Source organism: Zavarzinia compransoris (genome assembly GCF_003173055.1).
Classification (GTDB): domain Bacteria; phylum Pseudomonadota; class Alphaproteobacteria; order Zavarziniales; family Zavarziniaceae; genus Zavarzinia; species Zavarzinia compransoris.
Genome location: NZ_QGLF01000003.1, coordinates 391,140 through 408,696 on the forward strand (window position 1 = coordinate 391,140; position 17,557 = coordinate 408,696).

At 68.2% G+C, this 17,557-nt stretch carries 15 protein-coding genes; 14 read left to right on the forward strand and 1 reads right to left on the reverse strand.

Annotation, left to right across the window (positions count from 1 at the left end):
- The first annotated feature begins 9 nt into the window (after nucleotides 1-9).
- Entirely contained in the window at nucleotides 10-792 is a 783-nt protein-coding gene (locus tag DKG75_RS12545) for a hypothetical protein (protein ID WP_109921458.1), read from the forward strand.
- 1 nt (nucleotide 793) lies between these two features.
- Here DKG75_RS12545 and DKG75_RS12550 read toward each other — a convergent pair whose 3' ends face one another.
- The gene (locus DKG75_RS12550) at nucleotides 794-1,840 is read right to left on the reverse strand and encodes a hypothetical protein (RefSeq protein ID WP_109921459.1); all 1,047 of its coding nucleotides are present in this window, start codon (nucleotides 1,838-1,840) and stop codon (nucleotides 794-796) included.
- Nucleotides 1,841-2,036: 196 nt separating this feature from the next.
- Here DKG75_RS12550 and ccoN point away from each other — a divergent pair, with 196 nt between their 5' ends.
- The 13 genes from ccoN (at nucleotide 2,037) to DKG75_RS12615 (ending at nucleotide 17,541) form a co-directional block, all read left to right on the forward strand.
- Nucleotides 2,037-3,518, forward strand: a complete 1,482-nt coding sequence (gene ccoN, locus DKG75_RS12555) for a cytochrome-c oxidase, cbb3-type subunit I (RefSeq protein ID WP_425086490.1) — start codon at nucleotides 2,037-2,039, stop codon at nucleotides 3,516-3,518.
- Between the two features lie 13 nt (nucleotides 3,519-3,531).
- On the forward strand, nucleotides 3,532-4,269 hold the full coding sequence (gene ccoO, locus DKG75_RS12560; protein ID WP_109921461.1) for a cytochrome-c oxidase, cbb3-type subunit II: 738 nt from the start codon (nucleotides 3,532-3,534) through the stop codon (nucleotides 4,267-4,269).
- A 15-nt stretch (nucleotides 4,270-4,284) separates the two neighbouring features.
- On the forward strand, nucleotides 4,285-4,455 hold the full coding sequence (locus DKG75_RS12565; RefSeq protein ID WP_109921462.1) for a cbb3-type cytochrome oxidase subunit 3: 171 nt from the start codon (nucleotides 4,285-4,287) through the stop codon (nucleotides 4,453-4,455).
- Between the two features lie 2 nt (nucleotides 4,456-4,457).
- Nucleotides 4,458-5,336, forward strand: a complete 879-nt coding sequence (gene ccoP / locus DKG75_RS12570; protein ID WP_109921463.1) for a cytochrome-c oxidase, cbb3-type subunit III — start codon at nucleotides 4,458-4,460, stop codon at nucleotides 5,334-5,336.
- 16 nt (nucleotides 5,337-5,352) lie between these two features.
- On the forward strand, nucleotides 5,353-6,792 hold the full coding sequence (ccoG, locus tag DKG75_RS12575) for a cytochrome c oxidase accessory protein CcoG (RefSeq protein ID WP_170131904.1): 1,440 nt from the start codon (nucleotides 5,353-5,355) through the stop codon (nucleotides 6,790-6,792).
- Complete coding sequence (locus DKG75_RS12580) at nucleotides 6,789-7,271, forward strand: FixH family protein (RefSeq protein ID WP_109921465.1); 483 nt, start codon at nucleotides 6,789-6,791, stop codon at nucleotides 7,269-7,271. The genes ccoG and DKG75_RS12580 overlap by 4 nt, the downstream gene beginning before the upstream one ends.
- Entirely contained in the window at nucleotides 7,268-9,454 is a 2,187-nt protein-coding gene (locus DKG75_RS12585; RefSeq protein WP_109921466.1) for a heavy metal translocating P-type ATPase, read from the forward strand. Before DKG75_RS12580 ends, DKG75_RS12585 begins: the two co-directional genes overlap by 4 nt.
- A gap of 5 nt (nucleotides 9,455-9,459) precedes the next feature.
- The gene (gene ccoS, locus DKG75_RS12590) at nucleotides 9,460-9,621 is read left to right on the forward strand and encodes a cbb3-type cytochrome oxidase assembly protein CcoS (RefSeq protein ID WP_109921467.1); all 162 of its coding nucleotides are present in this window, start codon (nucleotides 9,460-9,462) and stop codon (nucleotides 9,619-9,621) included.
- Nucleotides 9,622-9,708: 87 nt separating this feature from the next.
- A complete protein-coding gene (zapE, locus tag DKG75_RS12595) occupies nucleotides 9,709-10,851 on the forward strand; it encodes a cell division protein ZapE (RefSeq protein ID WP_109921468.1) in 1,143 nt (380 codons plus the stop codon).
- A 129-nt stretch (nucleotides 10,852-10,980) separates the two neighbouring features.
- Nucleotides 10,981-12,000, forward strand: a complete 1,020-nt coding sequence (gene mdh, locus DKG75_RS12600) for a malate dehydrogenase (RefSeq protein WP_109921469.1) — start codon at nucleotides 10,981-10,983, stop codon at nucleotides 11,998-12,000.
- 112 nt (nucleotides 12,001-12,112) lie between these two features.
- The gene (gene sucC, locus DKG75_RS12605; protein WP_109921470.1) at nucleotides 12,113-13,282 is read left to right on the forward strand and encodes an ADP-forming succinate--CoA ligase subunit beta; all 1,170 of its coding nucleotides are present in this window, start codon (nucleotides 12,113-12,115) and stop codon (nucleotides 13,280-13,282) included.
- A complete protein-coding gene (sucD, locus tag DKG75_RS12610; protein ID WP_109921471.1) occupies nucleotides 13,282-14,157 on the forward strand; it encodes a succinate--CoA ligase subunit alpha in 876 nt (291 codons plus the stop codon). The genes sucC and sucD overlap by 1 nt, the downstream gene beginning before the upstream one ends.
- Nucleotides 14,158-14,610: 453 nt before the next feature.
- Entirely contained in the window at nucleotides 14,611-17,541 is a 2,931-nt protein-coding gene (locus DKG75_RS12615; RefSeq protein WP_208112105.1) for a 2-oxoglutarate dehydrogenase E1 component, read from the forward strand.
- Nucleotides 17,542-17,557 lie beyond the last annotated feature (16 nt).

Below are 17,557 nucleotides of genomic sequence, written 5' to 3' on the forward strand. Positions count from 1 at the left end.
GGAACGCCCATGACCGCCACTGCTGCTGCCGAGACCAATCCCCGCCGCCTGCCCGTGCTGCTGCCCGGCCGCCGCAGCGAACTCGGCAAGGCGGAGGCCGAGTTCTTCGCGCCGACGCCGGCCGGGGACAACGCCGGCTCGGGCTTCGCCGAATTCCTGGACGTCATCAATCCCTTGCAGCATATCCCGCTGGTCTCGACCCTGTACCGGGAACTGACCGGGGATACGATCAGCCCGGCCGCGCGCATCGTCGGCGGTGCCCTCTACGGCGGGCCGATCGGCGCCGGGGTCGCCATCGTCGGCGCCGTCGCCGAACAGGTGACCGGCAAGACCCCGGAAGCCCAGGTCATGGCCGCCCTCGGCCTTGGTGGCGACGGGGAAGCGCCGGTCGCCGTCGCCGCGGCGCCGAGCGGCCTGATCGCCGAGGCGACCACCAGCCCGCCGGCCCCCGCCGCGGCGCCGGCCGTGCCCGCCACCACCGTCGCCGCCAGCGCCGGCATGCCGCAGATGAGCCCGGCCGCCTTCGATGCCCTGATCCGCGCCGTCGACGCCCAGCCGGCCGAGGCCGCCGCCGCCGCTCCCGTCGCGACGGCGAGCGCGGGCACGACCGAGGAGCGCCGCTTCTTCCCCGCCCGCCAGGCCGGCGTCCGCGCCCCGCGCCCGGTGCCCATGGACATCAGGGCCGAGGACAAGGCGAGCTATGACGATGCCCTGCGCCTGATGCGCCAGAACATCGAGCGCTATACCAGCGCCGGCATCGCCGCCGGCGGCACCGGCGCGGCGGCGCCCTGAGCTATTTCAGCCACAGCACCGGCTTCGGCCCGTCCGCCCGCTCCGCCTCGTAAAGGGCGCTGCGGCCGGCCCAGGCGGCAAGGTCGGCCGGCCGGTATCCCTGGGGCCACAGGCGCCGCTCGGCGATGCTGCCGACCCGCACGTCGGAAAGCGGGAAGCTGCGTTCGGCGCCCGCCGCATCCCGCAGCACCAGGGTCGCGGTCGGCCAGACTTCGTTCTGCGGGTCCGGGCGGTATTCGATGCCGGTGACGGTCAGGACCTCGGCGGTGCCGGGCGGGCCGGGCAGCCGGGGATCGAAAGCCGTCGCCGCCTTGCCGCTCAGCCAGGCGAGGGGCGTGCCCAGGCCGGACAGGCCGTGTTCCCGGTGCAGGGCATCGGCGGTCCGCCGCCATAAGGCGTCGAAACTGTTCAGCAGGCGCCGGCGCCGGGCCTCGCCCGCCGGCGCCAGATCGAGGCCGCCGGCAACGACATCGTACCAGCGGCCGAAGAACCAGGTGCCGTCCAGCCCGTCGCCGTCGCCCTGCCACTCGGTGGCCAGGACCCGGCAGCCGGGCTTGCCGTCGATGCGGGGGGCGAAGATCTCGGGGCCGAATTCATTGACGGTGAAGGAACTCGCCGCCGTCGCGAAGCCGGCCCCGGTCCCGGCGATGGTGACGGTCCAATAGGAAACGCCCAGGCCGTTGGAGATGCCGTTCAGCCGGGCGGTGACGATCTCGGCCGCGCCGTCGCCGTCGACATCGGCCCGATAGGCGAGGACATCCGCCGGGCTGCCCATGGAAAAGCCGGGCTCGGGGCGGAGCGTGGTGCCGGCATCGTCGGCCAGATATTCGATGAAATTGCCGTCCTCGTTGCGGCAGACGCCGAAGCGGCCGGCGCCCAGCGGCACGGCCATGCCGTCGCCCGCCAGGCAGGGCGCGGGCGCGGCGGCATCGGGCCGGTCCGGGCGGTGCCCGCTGCCGAGGTCGCAGGACGGATCGGCCAGCGCCCCCCTTCCCGCCAGCGGTCCCGCCAGCGCCGTCGCGAAGACCATCAGAAGCCAAAGCCGCATCGACCACTCCCCCATCCGTTGCCGTTGATCCTGGCGTCCGCCCTGCCGGACCGCTGTGAACCGGCTCACCCCTTCGGGGCGATATGCCGCAACGGGCCCCCGCGGCTTCTGATCTGGATCAAGGCGGCGGACCCCCGGCCGGCCGACAGTGCCGCAAAGTTTTCATGATCGCCAGCGAGGGGCGAAGACGATGACAATGGCAACAACGATGACGGCCGGGGCCGTATCCCCGGGGCGGGCCGGCGACGCACCCGTCGCCTACCGCGACGATGTGGTGCGCTGGTTCATGATCGCGGCGGTGTTCTGGGCCATCGTCGGCATGCTGGTCGGGGTGGTGATCGCCGCCCAGCTGACCTGGCCGGCGCTGAACCTGGGGCTGCCCTGGACCAGCTTCGGCCGCCTGCGGCCGGTCCACACCTCGGGCGTGATCTTCGCCTTCGGCGGCTCGATGCTGATCGGGACCTCGTTCCACATCGTGCAGCGCACCTGCCGGGCGCGGCTGTTCGGCGGCTTCGCCCCGGAATTCGTCTTCTGGGGCTATCAGTTCTTCATCGTGATGGCGGCGCTGTCCTACGTCCTCGGCGGCTCGCAGTCCAAGGAATATGCGGAACCCGAGTGGTATCTCGACATCTGGCTGGCCGTCGTCTGGGTGACCTACCTGGTGGTCTTCCTCGGCACGATCATGAAGCGCCGCGAGCAGCATATCTATGTCTCGCTGTGGTACTTCCTGGCCTTCATCGTCACCATCGCGGTGCTGCATATCGTCAACAACCTGGCGGTGCCGGTGTCCCTGCTCGGCTCGAAGAGCTATGCGCTCTTCTCCGGCGTGCAGGATGCGATGACGCAATGGTGGTACGGCCATAACGCGGTCGGCTTCTTCCTGACCGCCGGCTTCCTCGGCATGATGTATTACTTCATCCCGAAGCAGGCGGAACGGCCGATCTGGTCCTATCGCCTGTCCATCGTGTCGTTCTGGTCGCTGATCTTCATCTACATCTGGGCCGGCCCGCACCACCTGCATTACACCGCGCTGCCCGACTGGGTGCAGACCCTGGGCATGACCTTCTCGATCATGCTGTGGATGCCGAGCTGGGCCTCGATGGTGAACGGCATCATGACCGTCTCGGGCCGCTGGGACCGGCTGCGCACCGATCCGATCCTGCGCTTCATGGTGGTCGCCGCCGCCTTCTACGGCATGTCGACCTTCGAGGGGCCGCTGATGTCGATCCGGGCGGTGAACGGCCTGTCGCATTACACCGACTGGACGGTCGGCCACGTCCATTCGGGCGCGCTCGGCTGGAACGCCTTCATTTCCTTCGGCGCGCTCTACTACCTGTTCCCCAAGCTGTGGGGCCGCAAGGCGATCTACAGCGAGAACGCCATCCGCCTGCACTTCTGGCTCGGGACCATCGGCATCGTGCTCTACATCACCTCGATGTGGACCAGCGGCATCATGCAGGGCCTGATGTGGCGCGCCTACGACAGCCTCGGCTTCCTGCAATACAGCTTCGTCGAGACGGTCGCCGCGATGCATCCCTATTACGCCATCAGGACCCTCGGGGGGCTGTGCTTCCTGGCCGGTACCGTCGTTATGGCGTGGAACCTGTGGATGACCGTGAAGGCCGGCGAACCGCTCGAAACCCAGGCGGCCAAGCCCGCCCTGGCCCCCGCCGAATAAGGGGAGGGAGATCATGGCCAACGTCTATACAATCCACGACGTCCTGCAGAAACACTCGATCAAGCTGCTCGCCGGCATCCTGGCGGCGGTCTCGGTCGGCGGCATCGTCGAGATCGCGCCCCTGTTCCTGATCGAGAACACGATCGAGAAGGTCGAGGGCATGCGGCCCTATACCCCGCTCGAACTGGCCGGGCGCAACATCTATATCCGCGAGGGCTGCTATCTCTGCCACAGCCAGCAGATCCGGCCCTTCCGGGACGAGGTGGAACGCTACGGGCACTACAGCCTCGCTGCCGAATCCATGTACGACCACCCGTTCCAGTGGGGCTCGAAGCGCACGGGGCCGGACCTTGCCCGCGTCGGCAACAAATATTCCGACGAATGGCAGGTCCGCCACCTCGCGAACCCGCAGAGCGTGGTGCCGGAATCGGTGATGCCGTCCTATGCCTTCCTGGCGACGACGCCGGTCAGCGGCGCCGAGATCGCGGATCACCTCCGCGCGCTCCGCGTCACCGGCGTCCCCTATACGGACGAGCAGATCGCCAGCGCCGCGGCGGATTTCACCGCCCAGGCCAGCCCGGACGGGGCGGATGCCGCCTTCGACGCCCGCTGGCCGAAAGCCGCGTCGCGCGATTTCGACGGCAACCCGGAACAGGTCACCGAGATGGACGCCCTCGTCGCCTACCTGCAAATGCTGGGCACGCTGGTCGACTTCCCGAAGATCGTGCCCGACGCCGACTTCAACCGCTGACCGGAGGGCAACATCATGGATTACGAAAGTGCCCTGGTGTGGAGCCGGATCGCCGGCCTTCTCATCTTCTTCGGCCTCTTTCTCGGCTTCGTCGGCTGGAGCTACCGGCCCGGCAGCCGGCGCTACTACCAGGAGGCGGCCGAGCTTCCCTTCAAGGCCTCGTCTGACGACGGACGGGAGAACTGATCATGACCGAACACCGGAAATATGAAATCGACCCGGTTACGGGCAGCCCGATCCACCCCCATTCCTGGGACGGCATCGGCGAACTGGAGACGCCGCCCCCGCGCTGGTGGGTGCTGGTCTATCTCGTCTGCATCGTCTTCGCCCTCGGTTGGTGGGTGGCCTATCCGGCCTGGCCGACGATCTCGGGCTATACCAAGGGGCTGCTCGGCTTCTCCACCCGCGCCGACGTGGCGGAACAGATCGCCGCGGCCAAGGCCGCCCAGGCGCCCCTGAACGACCGCCTGGCCAAGGCCGACTACACGGCGATCGCGGCCGATCCCGAACTGTCGGCCTTCGCGCTCGCCGGCGGCAAGGCGCTGTTCGGCGAGAATTGCGCGCAGTGCCACGGCTCAGGTGCTGCCGGCAATGTCGGCTATCCGAACCTGCTCGACGACGACTGGCTGTGGGGCGGCGATTTCGCCACCCTGCAGGCGACGCTGGAGCACGGCATCCGCGCCACCACCGACGCCGATACCCGCCAGTCGCTGATGCCGGCCTTCGGCAAGGACGGCATGCTGACCCGGGCCCAGGTCGACGATGTCGCCGCCTATGTCCTCTCGCTCTCGGGCGGGGCGGCGGATGCGGCGGCGGCGGAACGCGGGACCCAGGTCTTCGCCGACAATTGTGCCTCGTGCCACGGCGACAAGGGCGTCGGTCTCCGCGATACCGGCGGACCGCGCCTCGACGATGCGATCTGGCTCTATCACGGCGATGTAAAATCGGTCGCCGCGCAGATCTGGAACCCGCGCCACGGCGTGATGCCGGCCTGGGCCGGGCGCCTCGATCCGCTCGCGATCAAGAAGCTCGTCTATTACGTCCACAGCCTCGGCGGGGGCGAGTAACACCATGAGCACGACCATGACCAGCCGTACCCCGGCCACCATCGACGAAGCGGATATCCCCGTCTGGTCGCACCGGCCCAAAGTCATGCCGAAGAAGGTGAAGGGCCCGATCCGGAACCTGAAGTGGCTGGTCATGGCCGTGCTGCTCGGCATCTACTGGGGGGTGCCGTGGCTGCGCTTCGACCGCGGCCCCTTCGCCCCCGACCAGGCGGTGCTGATCGACCTGCCTGGGCGCAAGGCCTATTTTCTGTGGTTCGAGATCTGGCCGCAGGAGATCTATATCCTGGCCGGGCTGCTGATCGTCGCCGCCATCGGCCTGTTCTTCGCCACCGCCATGCTGGGCCGGGTCTGGTGCGGTTACGCCTGCCCGCAGACGGTGTGGACCGACCTGTTCATGCTGGTCGAACGCTGGATCGAGGGCGACCGCGCCCAGCGGATGAAGCTGGACCGCGCACCCTTCTCCGTCTCGAAGCTGGGCAAGCGGGCGGCGAAATACCTGTCCTGGGCCCTGATCGGGGCCATGACCGGCGGCGCCTGGATCCTCTATTTCAACGATGCGCCGACGGTGGTGCCGGCCCTTTTCACCGGCAGCGCCGGTTTCGCGGTCTATGCCACCGTCGCCTTCCTCACCGCCTCCACCTATCTCATGGCGGGGGTGGCGCGGGAGAATGTCTGCACCTTCATGTGTCCCTATGCCCGCTTCCAGTCGGCCATGTTCGACAAGGATACGCTGGTCGTCAGCTATCATCCGGCGCGGGGCGAGAAGCGGGGCAAGCACAAGGCCGGCGAAAGCTGGGATGGCCGCGGCCATTGCATCGACTGCCGGCAATGCGTCGAGGTCTGCCCGACCGGGATCGACATCCGCGACGGCCTGCAGATGAGCTGTATCTCCTGCGGTCTCTGTGTCGATGCCTGCAACACCATCATGGACCGGCTGAGCCTGCCCCACGGCCTCATCGCCTATGATACCGAACGCAACCTGGAACTGGCGGCGGCGGGCAAGCCCCGGGTGTGGCGCTTCCTGCGCCTGCGCACCATCGGCTACGGCCTGGTGTTCACCCTGGCCTTCGCGGGCGTGCTCTATGCCCTGATCGCCCGCGCGCCGCTCGAAGCCTCGGTGCTGGCGGATCGCAATCCCCTGTTCGTCAGGCTGTCCAACGGCGATTTCCGCAACGGCTATACCCTGAAGCTCCTGAACAAGAGCAACGAGCCGCAGCAGGTGGCGATCACCCTCGACGGGCTGGCCGGCGGCGAATTGTCCATCCTCTCCCATGAGAACGAGGCGAGCCCGCTGATCGACCTCGCCCCCGACACGGTCGCCGCCGTCCGCGTCTTCGTCCGCCTGCCGGCGGCGGCCTGGGGCGGCGCGCCGCTCGACTACGGCTTCACCATCCACGATGCCGCCCGCGGCCTGACCCTGACCGCGCCCGCCCGTTTCGAAGGACCGCAGAAATGACCCTGGCCCAGGATATGTCCCGTTCCGGCCTGACCGGCCGCAAGGTGGCCCTGATCGTCGCCGGCTTCTTCCTGACCATCACCGCGGTCGACGTCTTCATGATCACCTCGGCGCTGCAAAGCCAGCCGGGGCTGGTCACCGATCATGCCTACGAGCGCGGCCTCGCCTATAACGCGGTGCTGGCGGCCAAGGCGCGGCAGGATGCGCTCGGCTGGTCCGTCGCCTACGAGCGGGTGGACGGGCAGTTGATGATCTCGATCAAGGACGCGGCCGGGCCGATGGCGCCTGATGACCTCGCGCTCCGCCTGCTGCGGCCAAGCGATGCCGGAAAGGACCGGCCGCTGGTGCCCGTCGCCGCAGGGCCGGGGCGCTATACGGTCAACCTCGCCGAGGTCGAGGCCGGCCTCTGGCAGGTGGCGATCAGCCTCCGCCGCGGGGACGACCGCTTCGACCGGCTCGACGATCTGGTACTGCCATGACCCTTGCCGCCGACCACCTCCCGAACACCGCCGCCGCCACCGGCGACAGCCACAGCCTGCAACTGGCGGTCGACGGCATTCATTGCGCCGCCTGCGTCCAGCGCATCGAGCGCGCCCTGCGGGCGGAACCGGACGTGACGGCGGCCCGGGTGAATTTCACGACGAGGCGGCTGGCCCTGTCGTGGCGCGGGCCGGCGGCGCGGGCCGGCGATTTCATCGAACGCCTGGACGAGATGGGCTTTACCGCCCGGCCCTTCGATGCCGGCGCGCTGTCGGCGGCCGATACGGCGCAGGACCGCAAGCTCATGCGCGCCATGGGCGTCTCGGGCTTTGCCGCCGGCAATGTCATGTGGCTGGCGATCTCGGTCTGGGCCGGCGTGTTCGAGGACATGGGCCCGGCAACGCGGGGCCTGCTGCACTGGGTGCAGGCGCTGATCGCCCTGCCGGCGATCGCCTATGCCGGCATGACCTTCTATGCCTCGGCCTGGAAGGCGCTGCGGTCGGGACATGTCAACATGGACGTGCCGATTTCGATCGGCGTCATTCTCGCCGCGGTCATGTCCGTGGTGCAGACGGTGATCGGCGCCGACGAAGCCTATTTCGATGCCGCCATCTCCCTCGTCTTCCTGCTTCTGGTCGGGCGCTTCCTGGACCAGCGGGCGCGCGGCCGGGCCCGGGCCGCCGCCGCCCATCTCCTGTCGCTGCATGTCGCCGAAGTCTCGCGCCTGACCCCGGACAACCGGGTGGAGGTGGTGCCGCTCGAACGGGTGGCGGCCGGCGACAGCCTGCTGGTTGCCGCCGGCGGGCGCATCCCGGTCGACGGCGTGGTCCTGGCCGGGCGCTCCGCCCTCGACACGTCGTCGCTGACCGGGGAAAGCGTGCCGGCGGCGGTCGGCATCGGCGACGAAGTCTTCGCCGGGACCCTGAACCTCGACGCCGCCCTGACCGTCGGCGCCCGCGCCGTCGGGCCGGATACGGTGCTGGCCGAGATCGTCCGCTGCATGGAAGCGGCGGAACAGGGGCGGGCGCGCTATGTCGTGCTGGCTGACCGGCTGGCCCGGCTCTATGCCCCGGTGGTGCATACGCTGGCCGCCGTCACCTTCCTCGGCTGGTGGCTGTGGCCGGTCGGCGCCCCCTGGACGGTCGCCCTGCTCAATGCCGTCGCCGTGCTGATCATCACCTGCCCCTGCGCGCTGGCGATTGCCGTGCCGGCGGTGCAGGTCGCCGCTTCCGGCCGGCTGTTCCGCCGCGGCATCCTGATGAAGAGTGCTACCGCCCTCGAACGGCTGGCCACGATCGATACCATCGTCTTCGACAAGACCGGGACCCTGACCGAAGGGCGGCCCGAACTGATCGGCGAGCGGGCGGTGCCGCCCGCCTTGCTGACGCTGGCAAGCGGCATCGCCGCCGGCAGCCGCCATCCCCTGGCCCAGGCCCTGCGCCGGGCGGCGCCCGAGGCCCCGGTCGTCGGCAATGTCCGCGAAGTGCCGGGCGACGGGCTCGAAGTTGCGGTCGAGGGCCGCCTGCTCCGCCTCGGCCGGCGCGATTTCGCCGCCCCCGGGCGGGCCGAGGTCGACGACGGCTGCGCCGAGATCTGGCTGGCGGGCGAAGGGGTGGAGCCAGTCCGCTTCGCCTTCCGCGACCGGCCGCGGCCGGATGCGGCGGCGGTGATCCGCGACCTGCGCCGCGATCACCGGGTGCTGCTGCTCTCGGGCGACCGGGCGCCCGCGGTCGCCGACCTTGCCGGACGGCTGGGCATCGAGGACTGGCAGGCGGCCTGCCGCCCGGCCGACAAGGTCGCCCGGATCGAGGCCCTGAAGGCGGCGGGGGCGAAAGTGCTGATGGTCGGCGACGGCATCAACGACGCGCCGTCGCTGGCCGCCGCCGATGCCTCCATGGCGCCGAGTGCGGCTGCCGACATCGCCCGCACCGCGGCGGACGTGGTGTTCCAGGGCGCCGGCCTGGCGGCGGTGCCGGCCACCCTGGCGGTGGCCAAGCGGTCCCAGGTCCTGGTGCGGGAGAATCTGGGCCTGTCCCTGCTCTACAACATCACCCTGGTGCCGCTGGCGGTCCTCGGCCTGGTGACGCCGCTGCTGGCGGCGGTCGCCATGTCGGTCTCGTCGCTGACCGTCATCCTGAACGCGCTGCGCCTCGGCAAGGCGGGCAAGGAGATCGTGCCGTGAGCGTGATGATCTATCTTTTGCCGATCGCCCTCCTGCTCGGGCTCGGCGGGCTCTGCGCCTTCTTCTGGGCCATGCGCAACGGCCAGTTCGAGGATATCGAGGGCGATGCCGCCCGCATCCTCTTCGACGACGAAGACCTGAAAGAAGGCCGGGGCACCGGCGCCTGACGCATCCGCCTCTTGTCTCCTTCGCCTTGCCCGGCTATTCCGACCGGGCATGGTGGAGGCGTCGATGGTTGCTGCAAGGGGGGGCCGATGAGCGGCCCGTTGGATGCCTATCAGGCCCTGGTCGCCGCGGGCGCGGTCGAATCCGATCCGGCCCAGCGCCTCGCCATCGAGAAGCTGGAGATTCTGCACCAGCGCCTGGCGCTGTGGACGCCGCCGGAGGCCCGCGCCGCGCGCGGCCTGTTCGGCTGGCTGACCGGCGCGCGCCGGTCCCACGAGGAAATGCCGGAAGGACTTTACCTTTACGGCGGGGTCGGGCGCGGCAAGTCCATGCTGATGGACCTGTTCTTCCGCGGCGCCCCGATCGAGCGGAAGCGCCGGGTGCATTTCCACGCCTTCATGCAGGAGATCCACGCCCGCATCAACGCCCATCGCCGGCTCGGCGACGCCGAACGGGCGAAGCGCGGCGGCGACGATCCGATCCCCGCCGTCGCCCGCGATATCGCGGCGGAAGCCCGGCTGCTCTGCTTCGACGAATTCCAGGTGACCTATGTCGCCGACGCCATGATCCTCGGGCGGCTGTTCCATCACCTCTGGGCGGAACAAGTGGTGGTGGTCGCGACCTCCAACCGGGCCCCGCGCGAGCTTTACCTCGGCGGCCTCAACCGCCCGCTCTTCCTGCCCTTCATCGAGGAGTTGGAAAAGACCCTGGATGTCCTCCACCTCGACGGTGCCCGCGACTGGCGCATGGCCCGCCTTGCCGGCCATAAGGTCTATTTCTCGCCCCTCGGCCCCGAGGCGGCCCGGGCACTGGACGAGGCCTTCGCCGACCTGACCCGGGGCGCCGATGCCGCCCCGGTCGACCTCGACATCCAGGGGCGGAAGCTCGTGATTCCGAAGGCCGCCTACGGTGTCGCCCGGGCCGGATTCGACGATCTCTGCGCGGCGGCGCTCGGCCCCGCCGACTACCTGGCAATCGCCCGCGCCTTCCACACCCTGGTGCTCGACGGCATCCCCCGCCTGACACCGGAAAAGCGCAACGAGGCCAAACGCTTCGTCACCCTGATCGACGCCCTCTACGAAGCCCGCGCCAAGCTCGTCTGCTCCGCCGCGGCGCCGCCGGAAACGCTCTACCCCGAAGGCGACGGCGCCTTCGAATTCGAACGCACCGTCAGCCGCCTGAACGAGATGCAGTCGGACGAATATCTGGCGCTCGGTCACGGCATCGATTGAGTTTTCCGATCGGGCGGACACGAAAGTGATCGCCCCCGAGCGGGTTTCGACCTTCGCGAACCTTGTGGAGTGCGGCAAATCGCGCTAGGTAACGGCCCCACGTAAGGACCTGTGGGGGAAACGGGGGGTATGGCGCGTAACAGGATCGCCCTCATCGGCGGTGGACAGATCGGGGGCACCCTTGCCCTGCTGGCCGGCCTTCGGGAGCTGGGCGACATCGCCATCTTCGATATTCTCGACGGCATTCCCCAGGGCAAGGCGCTGGATATCGCCGAGGCCGCCCCGGTCCTCGGCTTCGATGCGGATCTGAGCGGCGCCAAGAGCTACGACGTCATCCGCGGCGCCGATGTCGTCATCGTCACCGCCGGGGTGCCGCGGAAGCCGGGCATGAGCCGGGACGACCTGCTGGCGGTCAACGCCAAGGTCATGGTCGCCGCCGGCCACGCCATCAAGCGCTATGCGCCCCATGCCTTCGTCATCGTCATCACCAACCCGCTCGATGCCATGGTCTTCGCCCTGCAGAAGGCGTCGGGCCTGCCGGCGAACCGGGTGGTGGGCATGGCGGGGGTGCTGGACAGCGCCCGCTTCCGCCATTTCCTGGCCGATGAATTCAAGGTCTCGGTCGAGGACGTCGGCGCCTTCGTGCTCGGCGGCCATGGCGATACCATGGTGCCGCTGGTGCGCTATTCGACGGTCGGCGGCATTCCCCTGCCGGATCTGGTGAAGATGGGCTGGACGACGCGGAAGCGCCTCGACGAGATCGTCGCCCGGGTGCGCAACGGCGGCGCCGAGATCGTCGACCTGCTGAAGACCGGTTCCGCCTTCTACGCGCCCGCCGCGGCGGCGATCGAGATGGCGGAAGCCTACCTGAAGGACAAGAAGCGGATTCTGCCCTGCGCGGCCTATCTCGATGGCCAGTACGGGGTGAAAGGTCTCTATGTCGGCGTGCCGGTGGTGATCGGTGCGGACGGCGTCGAGAAAGTGGTCGAAATCACCTTGAACGCGAGCGAGAAGGCGGCCTTTGCGAAGTCCGTCGACGCCGTCCGCGTCCTTGCCGACGACACGTTCCGGCTGGAGCCCGCCCTGGGCGGCCCGGCCCCGGCGGGTCCGGCGAAGAAGGTGAAGGCGACCGCGAAGAAGACGAAGTAGGTTGTCAGGCCATGTCGGTTGCACGGTACGGCACCAGCGCCTATAAGGGCCATGCCGCGCATCCATCACCGCTTGACAGCGGCCCTCCCCGGAAGCCAACCCAGGATGCCCCATGAACATCCATGAATATCAGGCCAAGGCTCTCCTGGCCAAATACGGTGTCGCCGTGCCCAAGGGCGGCGTTGCCTATACCCCCGACGAGGCCGAGAAGGTCGCCAGGGAACTGCCCGGCCCCGTGTGGGTCGTGAAGGCGCAGATCCATGCCGGCGGCCGCGGCAAGGCCGGCGGCGTCAAGGTCGTGAAATCGATCGACGACGTGAAGGCCGCCGCCGCCAAAATGCTCGGCATGACGCTCGTCACGCACCAGACCGGCCCCGCCGGCAAGGAAGTGAAGCGCGTCTACATCGAAGACGGCTCGAAGATCGCCCGCGAGCTTTATCTCGCCGCCCTTCTCGACCGCAAGACCGGCCGCGTCGCCTTCATCGCCTCGACCGAGGGCGGCATGGACATCGAAGCCGTCGCCCATGAGACCCCGGAGAAGATCCTGGGCCTGCCGATCGACCCGGCCGCCGGCATCCAGGCCTATCACGGCCGCCGCATCGCCTATGCCCTGAAGCTCCAGGACAAGCAGGTCGGTGCCTGCGTGAAGCTGGTGACCGCGCTCTACAAGGCGATCATCGATACCGACGCCTCGCTGCTCGAGATCAACCCGCTGGTCGTCACCGAAGCCGGCGACCTGATCGCCCTCGACGCCAAGGTGAACTTCGACGACAACGCCCTGTTCCGTCACAAGGACATCCAGGAACTGCGCGATCCGGACGAAGAAGATCCGATGGAACGCGAAGCCGCCAAGCACGAACTGTCCTATGTGAAGCTCGACGGCAACATCGGCTGCATGGTGAACGGCGCCGGCCTGGCCATGGCGACCATGGACATCATCAAGCTCTATGGCGGCGAACCGGCCAACTTCCTCGACGTCGGCGGCGGCGCCACCCGCGAGCGCGTGACCGAAGCCTTCAAGATCATCCTGTCGGATCCGAACGTCGAAGGCATCCTGGTCAACATCTTCGGCGGCATCATGCGCTGCGACGTCATCGCCGAAGGCGTGATCGCGGCCGCGCGGGAGGTTTCGCTCTCGGTGCCGCTGGTGGTCCGCCTGGCCGGCACCAATGTCGAACTCGGCAAGAAGCTGCTCGCCGAGTCCGGTCTCCCCATCACCTCTGGCGACGATCTGGCCGATGCGGCCGCCAAGGTCGTCAAGGCCGTGAAGGAAGCTGCCTGATGTCCGTCCTCGTCAACAAAGACACCAAGGTCATCTGCCAGGGCTTCACCGGCGCGCAGGGGACCTTCCACTCCGAACAGGCGGTTGCCTATGGCACCAAGATGGTCGGCGGCGTCACCCCGGGCAAGGGCGGCACCACCCACCTCGGCCTGCCCGTGTTCGACACCGTCTATGACGCGGTCGAGGGCACCGGCGCCAATGCCAGCGTGATCTATGTCCCGCCGCCGTTCGCGGCCGATGCCATCCTCGAGGCGGTCAACGCGGAAATCCCGCTGATCGTCTGCATCACGGAAGGCATCCCGGTCCTCGACATGGTGAAGGTGAAGCGCGCCCTCCAGGGTTCGAAGAGCCGCCTGATCGGGCCGAACTGCCCCGGCGTCATCACCCCCGGCGAATGCAAGATCGGCATCATGCCGGGCCATATCCACCAGCGCGGCAAGGTCGGCATCGTGTCCCGTTCGGGCACCCTGACCTATGAGGCGGTGGCGCAGACCACGGCGGCCGGCCTCGGCCAGTCGACCTGCATCGGCATCGGCGGCGACCCGGTGAACGGCACCAACTTCGTCGACGCCCTGGAGCTTTTCCTGGCCGACCCGGAAACCGAATCGATCATCATGATCGGTGAGATCGGCGGCGACGCCGAGGTCATGGGCGCCGAGTTCCTGAAGGCCAACGCGGTGAAGAAGCCGACCGTCGGCTTCATCGCCGGCCGCACGGCGCCTCCGGGCCGCCGCATGGGCCATGCCGGCGCCGTCATCTCGGGCGGCAACGACACCGCCGACTTCAAGGTGGAAGCCCTGAAGTCCGCCGGCATCCGCGTCGCCGATTCGCCGGCGGCGCTGGGCACCACGCTCGTGGACCTGCTCCGCGGCTGATGCCCCCTCTCCCCGGCCGGCGCCCGCCGGCCGCGGCTTCATCTTCATCCCGGCCGGCAGATATGCCGGCCGTGCAGGGCTAGAGGGCGGCGCGCTTGTTGCGTGCCGCCCTCGTCCGTCTAAACTCAGCGCCGTCTAAACTTAGTGCCGGCTAAACTCAGCGCCGGAAAGTTGCCCGCCATTGGTCGAAAACCGCCATTAGCGGGTTGATTAAAGCAAGTGAACGGCCAATTTTAGGGGCGCGCGGCGTCACTTCGGCATGCAATGTGCCGGGGGCCGCACCAGGAAGGTTCTCCCGCCTCCGAATGGTCCGGCCCCGAATGGTCCGGCCCGCTGCGGGCGACCCGGCGGGGCAGCGTAGTACCCGGTGGCGGAAGGGCGTCATCGGCGGTTCAGGCAACGGCTTCGCGGCCAAGCAGAGAGAGCGGCCAGAAACGGTCGCAGCTTGACATCATGACGACCCACCTCGACGAACTTTCGTTCCTCAACGGCGCCAACAGCGCCTTTATCGAGGATCTCCTTGCCCGCTTCCAGAAGGATCCCGCTTCGGTCGATCCGTCGTGGGCGCGCTATTTCGCCGCGATCGGCGACAGCCTGAGCGGCCCGACCGGGCCCAGTTGGCAGCGTCCCGACTGGCCGATCGTGAAGAACGGCCTCGAGGACGAGGAAAAGCCGGCCGCGGCCCCGGCCAAGGACAAGGCGAAGCCGAAGCCCGAGGCGGCCCCGGCCCCCGCCGCCGGCCCCAGCGCCGCGGACATCCGCGCCGCCACCCTCGATTCGGTGCGGGCGCTGATGATGATCCGCGCCTACCGCATCCGCGGCCATCTGATCGCCAATCTCGACCCCCTGGGCCTCGAGCCGCCGAAGCACCACCCGGAACTCGAGCCCGCGACCTACGGCTTCTCGGAAGCCGACCTCGACCGGCCGATCTTCATCGATTACGTGCTCGGCCTCGAAATCGCGACGGTGCGCCAGATCATCGAGATCCTGCGCCGCACCTATTGCGGCAATGTCGGCGTCGAGTTCATGCATATCTCGGATCCGGCGGAAAAATCCTGGATCCAGGCGCGCATCGAAGGCGCCGAGAAGGAAATCTCCTTCACCCTCGAGGGCAAGAAGGCGATCTTCAACAAGCTGGTCGAGGCCGAGGGCTTCGAGCAGTTCCTGAACAAGCGCTTCACCGGCACCAAGCGTTTCGGCCTCGACGGCGGCGAAGCGCTGATCCCGGCGATGGAAGGCATCATCAAGCGCGCCGGCAATCTCGGTTGCAGCGAGATCGTCATGGGCATGGCCCACCGCGGCCGCCTGAACGTGCTCGCCAGCGTCATGGGCAAGCCGCATATGGTGATTTTCGCCGAATTCCAGGGCGGCTCGGCCAATCCGGACGACGTCCAGGGCTCGGGCGACGTGAAGTATCACCTCGGCACCTCGTCCGACCGCGAGTTCGACGGCAACCGCGTGCACCTGTCGCTGGCGGCCAATCCCTCGCACCTCGAAATCGTCGATCCTGTCGTCATCGGCAAGGCCCGCGCCAAGCAGTGGCAGAAGAACGATACCGAGCGCACCCAGGTGATGCCCGTGCTGCTGCACGGTGACGCCGCCTTCGCCGGCCAGGGCGTGGTCGCCGAATGCTTCGGCCTGTCGGGCCTGCGCGGCTACAAGACCGGCGGCACGATCCACATCATCATCAACAACCAGATCGGCTTCACCACGGCGCCGCATTTCTCGCGCTCGTCGCCCTATCCGTCGGATATGGCGAAGATGGTGGCGGCGCCGATCTTCCACGTGAACGGCGACGATCCGGAAGCCGTCTGCTATGTCGCCAAGGTCGCGACCGAATATCGCCAGAAGTTCCACAAGGACGTGGTGATCGACCTCTTCTGCTATCGCCGCTTCGGTCACAACGAGACCGACGAGCCGATGTTCACCCAGCCCCTGATGTATTCGAAGATCTCGGGCCATCCGGGCGTGCGCGAGCTTTATGCCCGGCGCCTGGTCGAGGAAGCGGTGCTGACCCAGGCAGAGGCCGATCAGGCGGTGGCCGATTTCTATGCCAAGCTCGACCACGATCTCGAAGCCTCGAAGAGCTTCAAGTCGAACAAGGCGGACTGGCTGGAGGGCCGCTGGGCCGGCATGACGGTCGCGCGCGGCGACGTCCGCCGCGGCGAGACCGACGAGTCGATGAAGACCCTGAAGGACATCGGCAAGGTCCTGACCACGATCCCGGACGACTTCAGCCCGCACCGCACGCTGCGCCGCGTGCTCGAAGCGAAGAAGAAGATGTTCGAGACCGGCGAGGGCTTCGACTGGGCGACCGGCGAGGCGCTGGCCTTCGGCTCGCTGCTGCTCGAAGGCGTGCATGTCCGCCTGTCCGGCCAGGATTCAGGCCGCGGCACCTTCTCGCAGCGCCATTCGGTCTGGATCGACCAGGGCTCGGAAGGCCGCTACCTGCCGCTGCAGAACCTCGGGCCCGAGGCGTCGAGCTTCGAAGTGCATGACTCCATGCTCTCCGAAGCCGCCGTGCTCGGCTTCGAATACGGCTACTCGATGGCGGAGCCGAACGCCCTGGTGCTGTGGGAAGCCCAGTTCGGCGATTTCGCCAACGGCGCCCAGGTGGTGTTCGACCAGTTCATCGCCTCGGGCGAATCGAAGTGGCTGCGCATGTCGGGCCTCGTCGTCCTGCTGCCCCACGGCTACGAGGGCCAGGGGCCGGAGCATTCCTCGGCCCGCCTGGAGCGCTATCTCCAGCTCTGCGCCGAAGACAATATGCAGGTCGCCAACTGTACGACGCCGGCCAATTACTTCCATATCCTGCGCCGGCAGATCCATCGCAAGTTCAGGAAGCCCCTGATCCTGATGACGCCGAAATCGCTGCTGCGCCACCCGAAGGCGGTCTCCAGCCTGGCGGAAATGGGCCCCGGCACCTCGTTCCACCGCGTGCTCGAGGATGATTTCGACACCAAGGGCGAATTCCCCAAGATCGCGGGCGACTTCCGCCTGGCCAAGGACACCGGCGTCAAGCGCGTCGTGCTCTGCACCGGCAAGGTCTATTACGACCTTCTGGCCGAGCGCGAGAAGCGCGGGCTGGACGAGGTCTATATCGCCCGCGTCGAGCAGCTCTATCCCTTCCCGGCCAAGACCCTGGTCAACCTCATCCAGCGCTTCCCTAAGGCGGATGTGGTCTGGTGCCAGGAAGAGCCGAAGAATATGGGCGCCTGGTTCTTCGTCGAGCCCTGGATCGAATGGGTCATCGGCAAGGCCAAGGGCAAGCCGGGGCGCGCCGCCTATGCCGGCCGTTCCGCCGCCGCCTCGCCCGCCACGGGCTCGCTGCGCAAGCATGTCGAAGAACAGGCGAAGCTCGTCTCCGACGCCCTGTCCATCTGACCGAACTGATACGAAA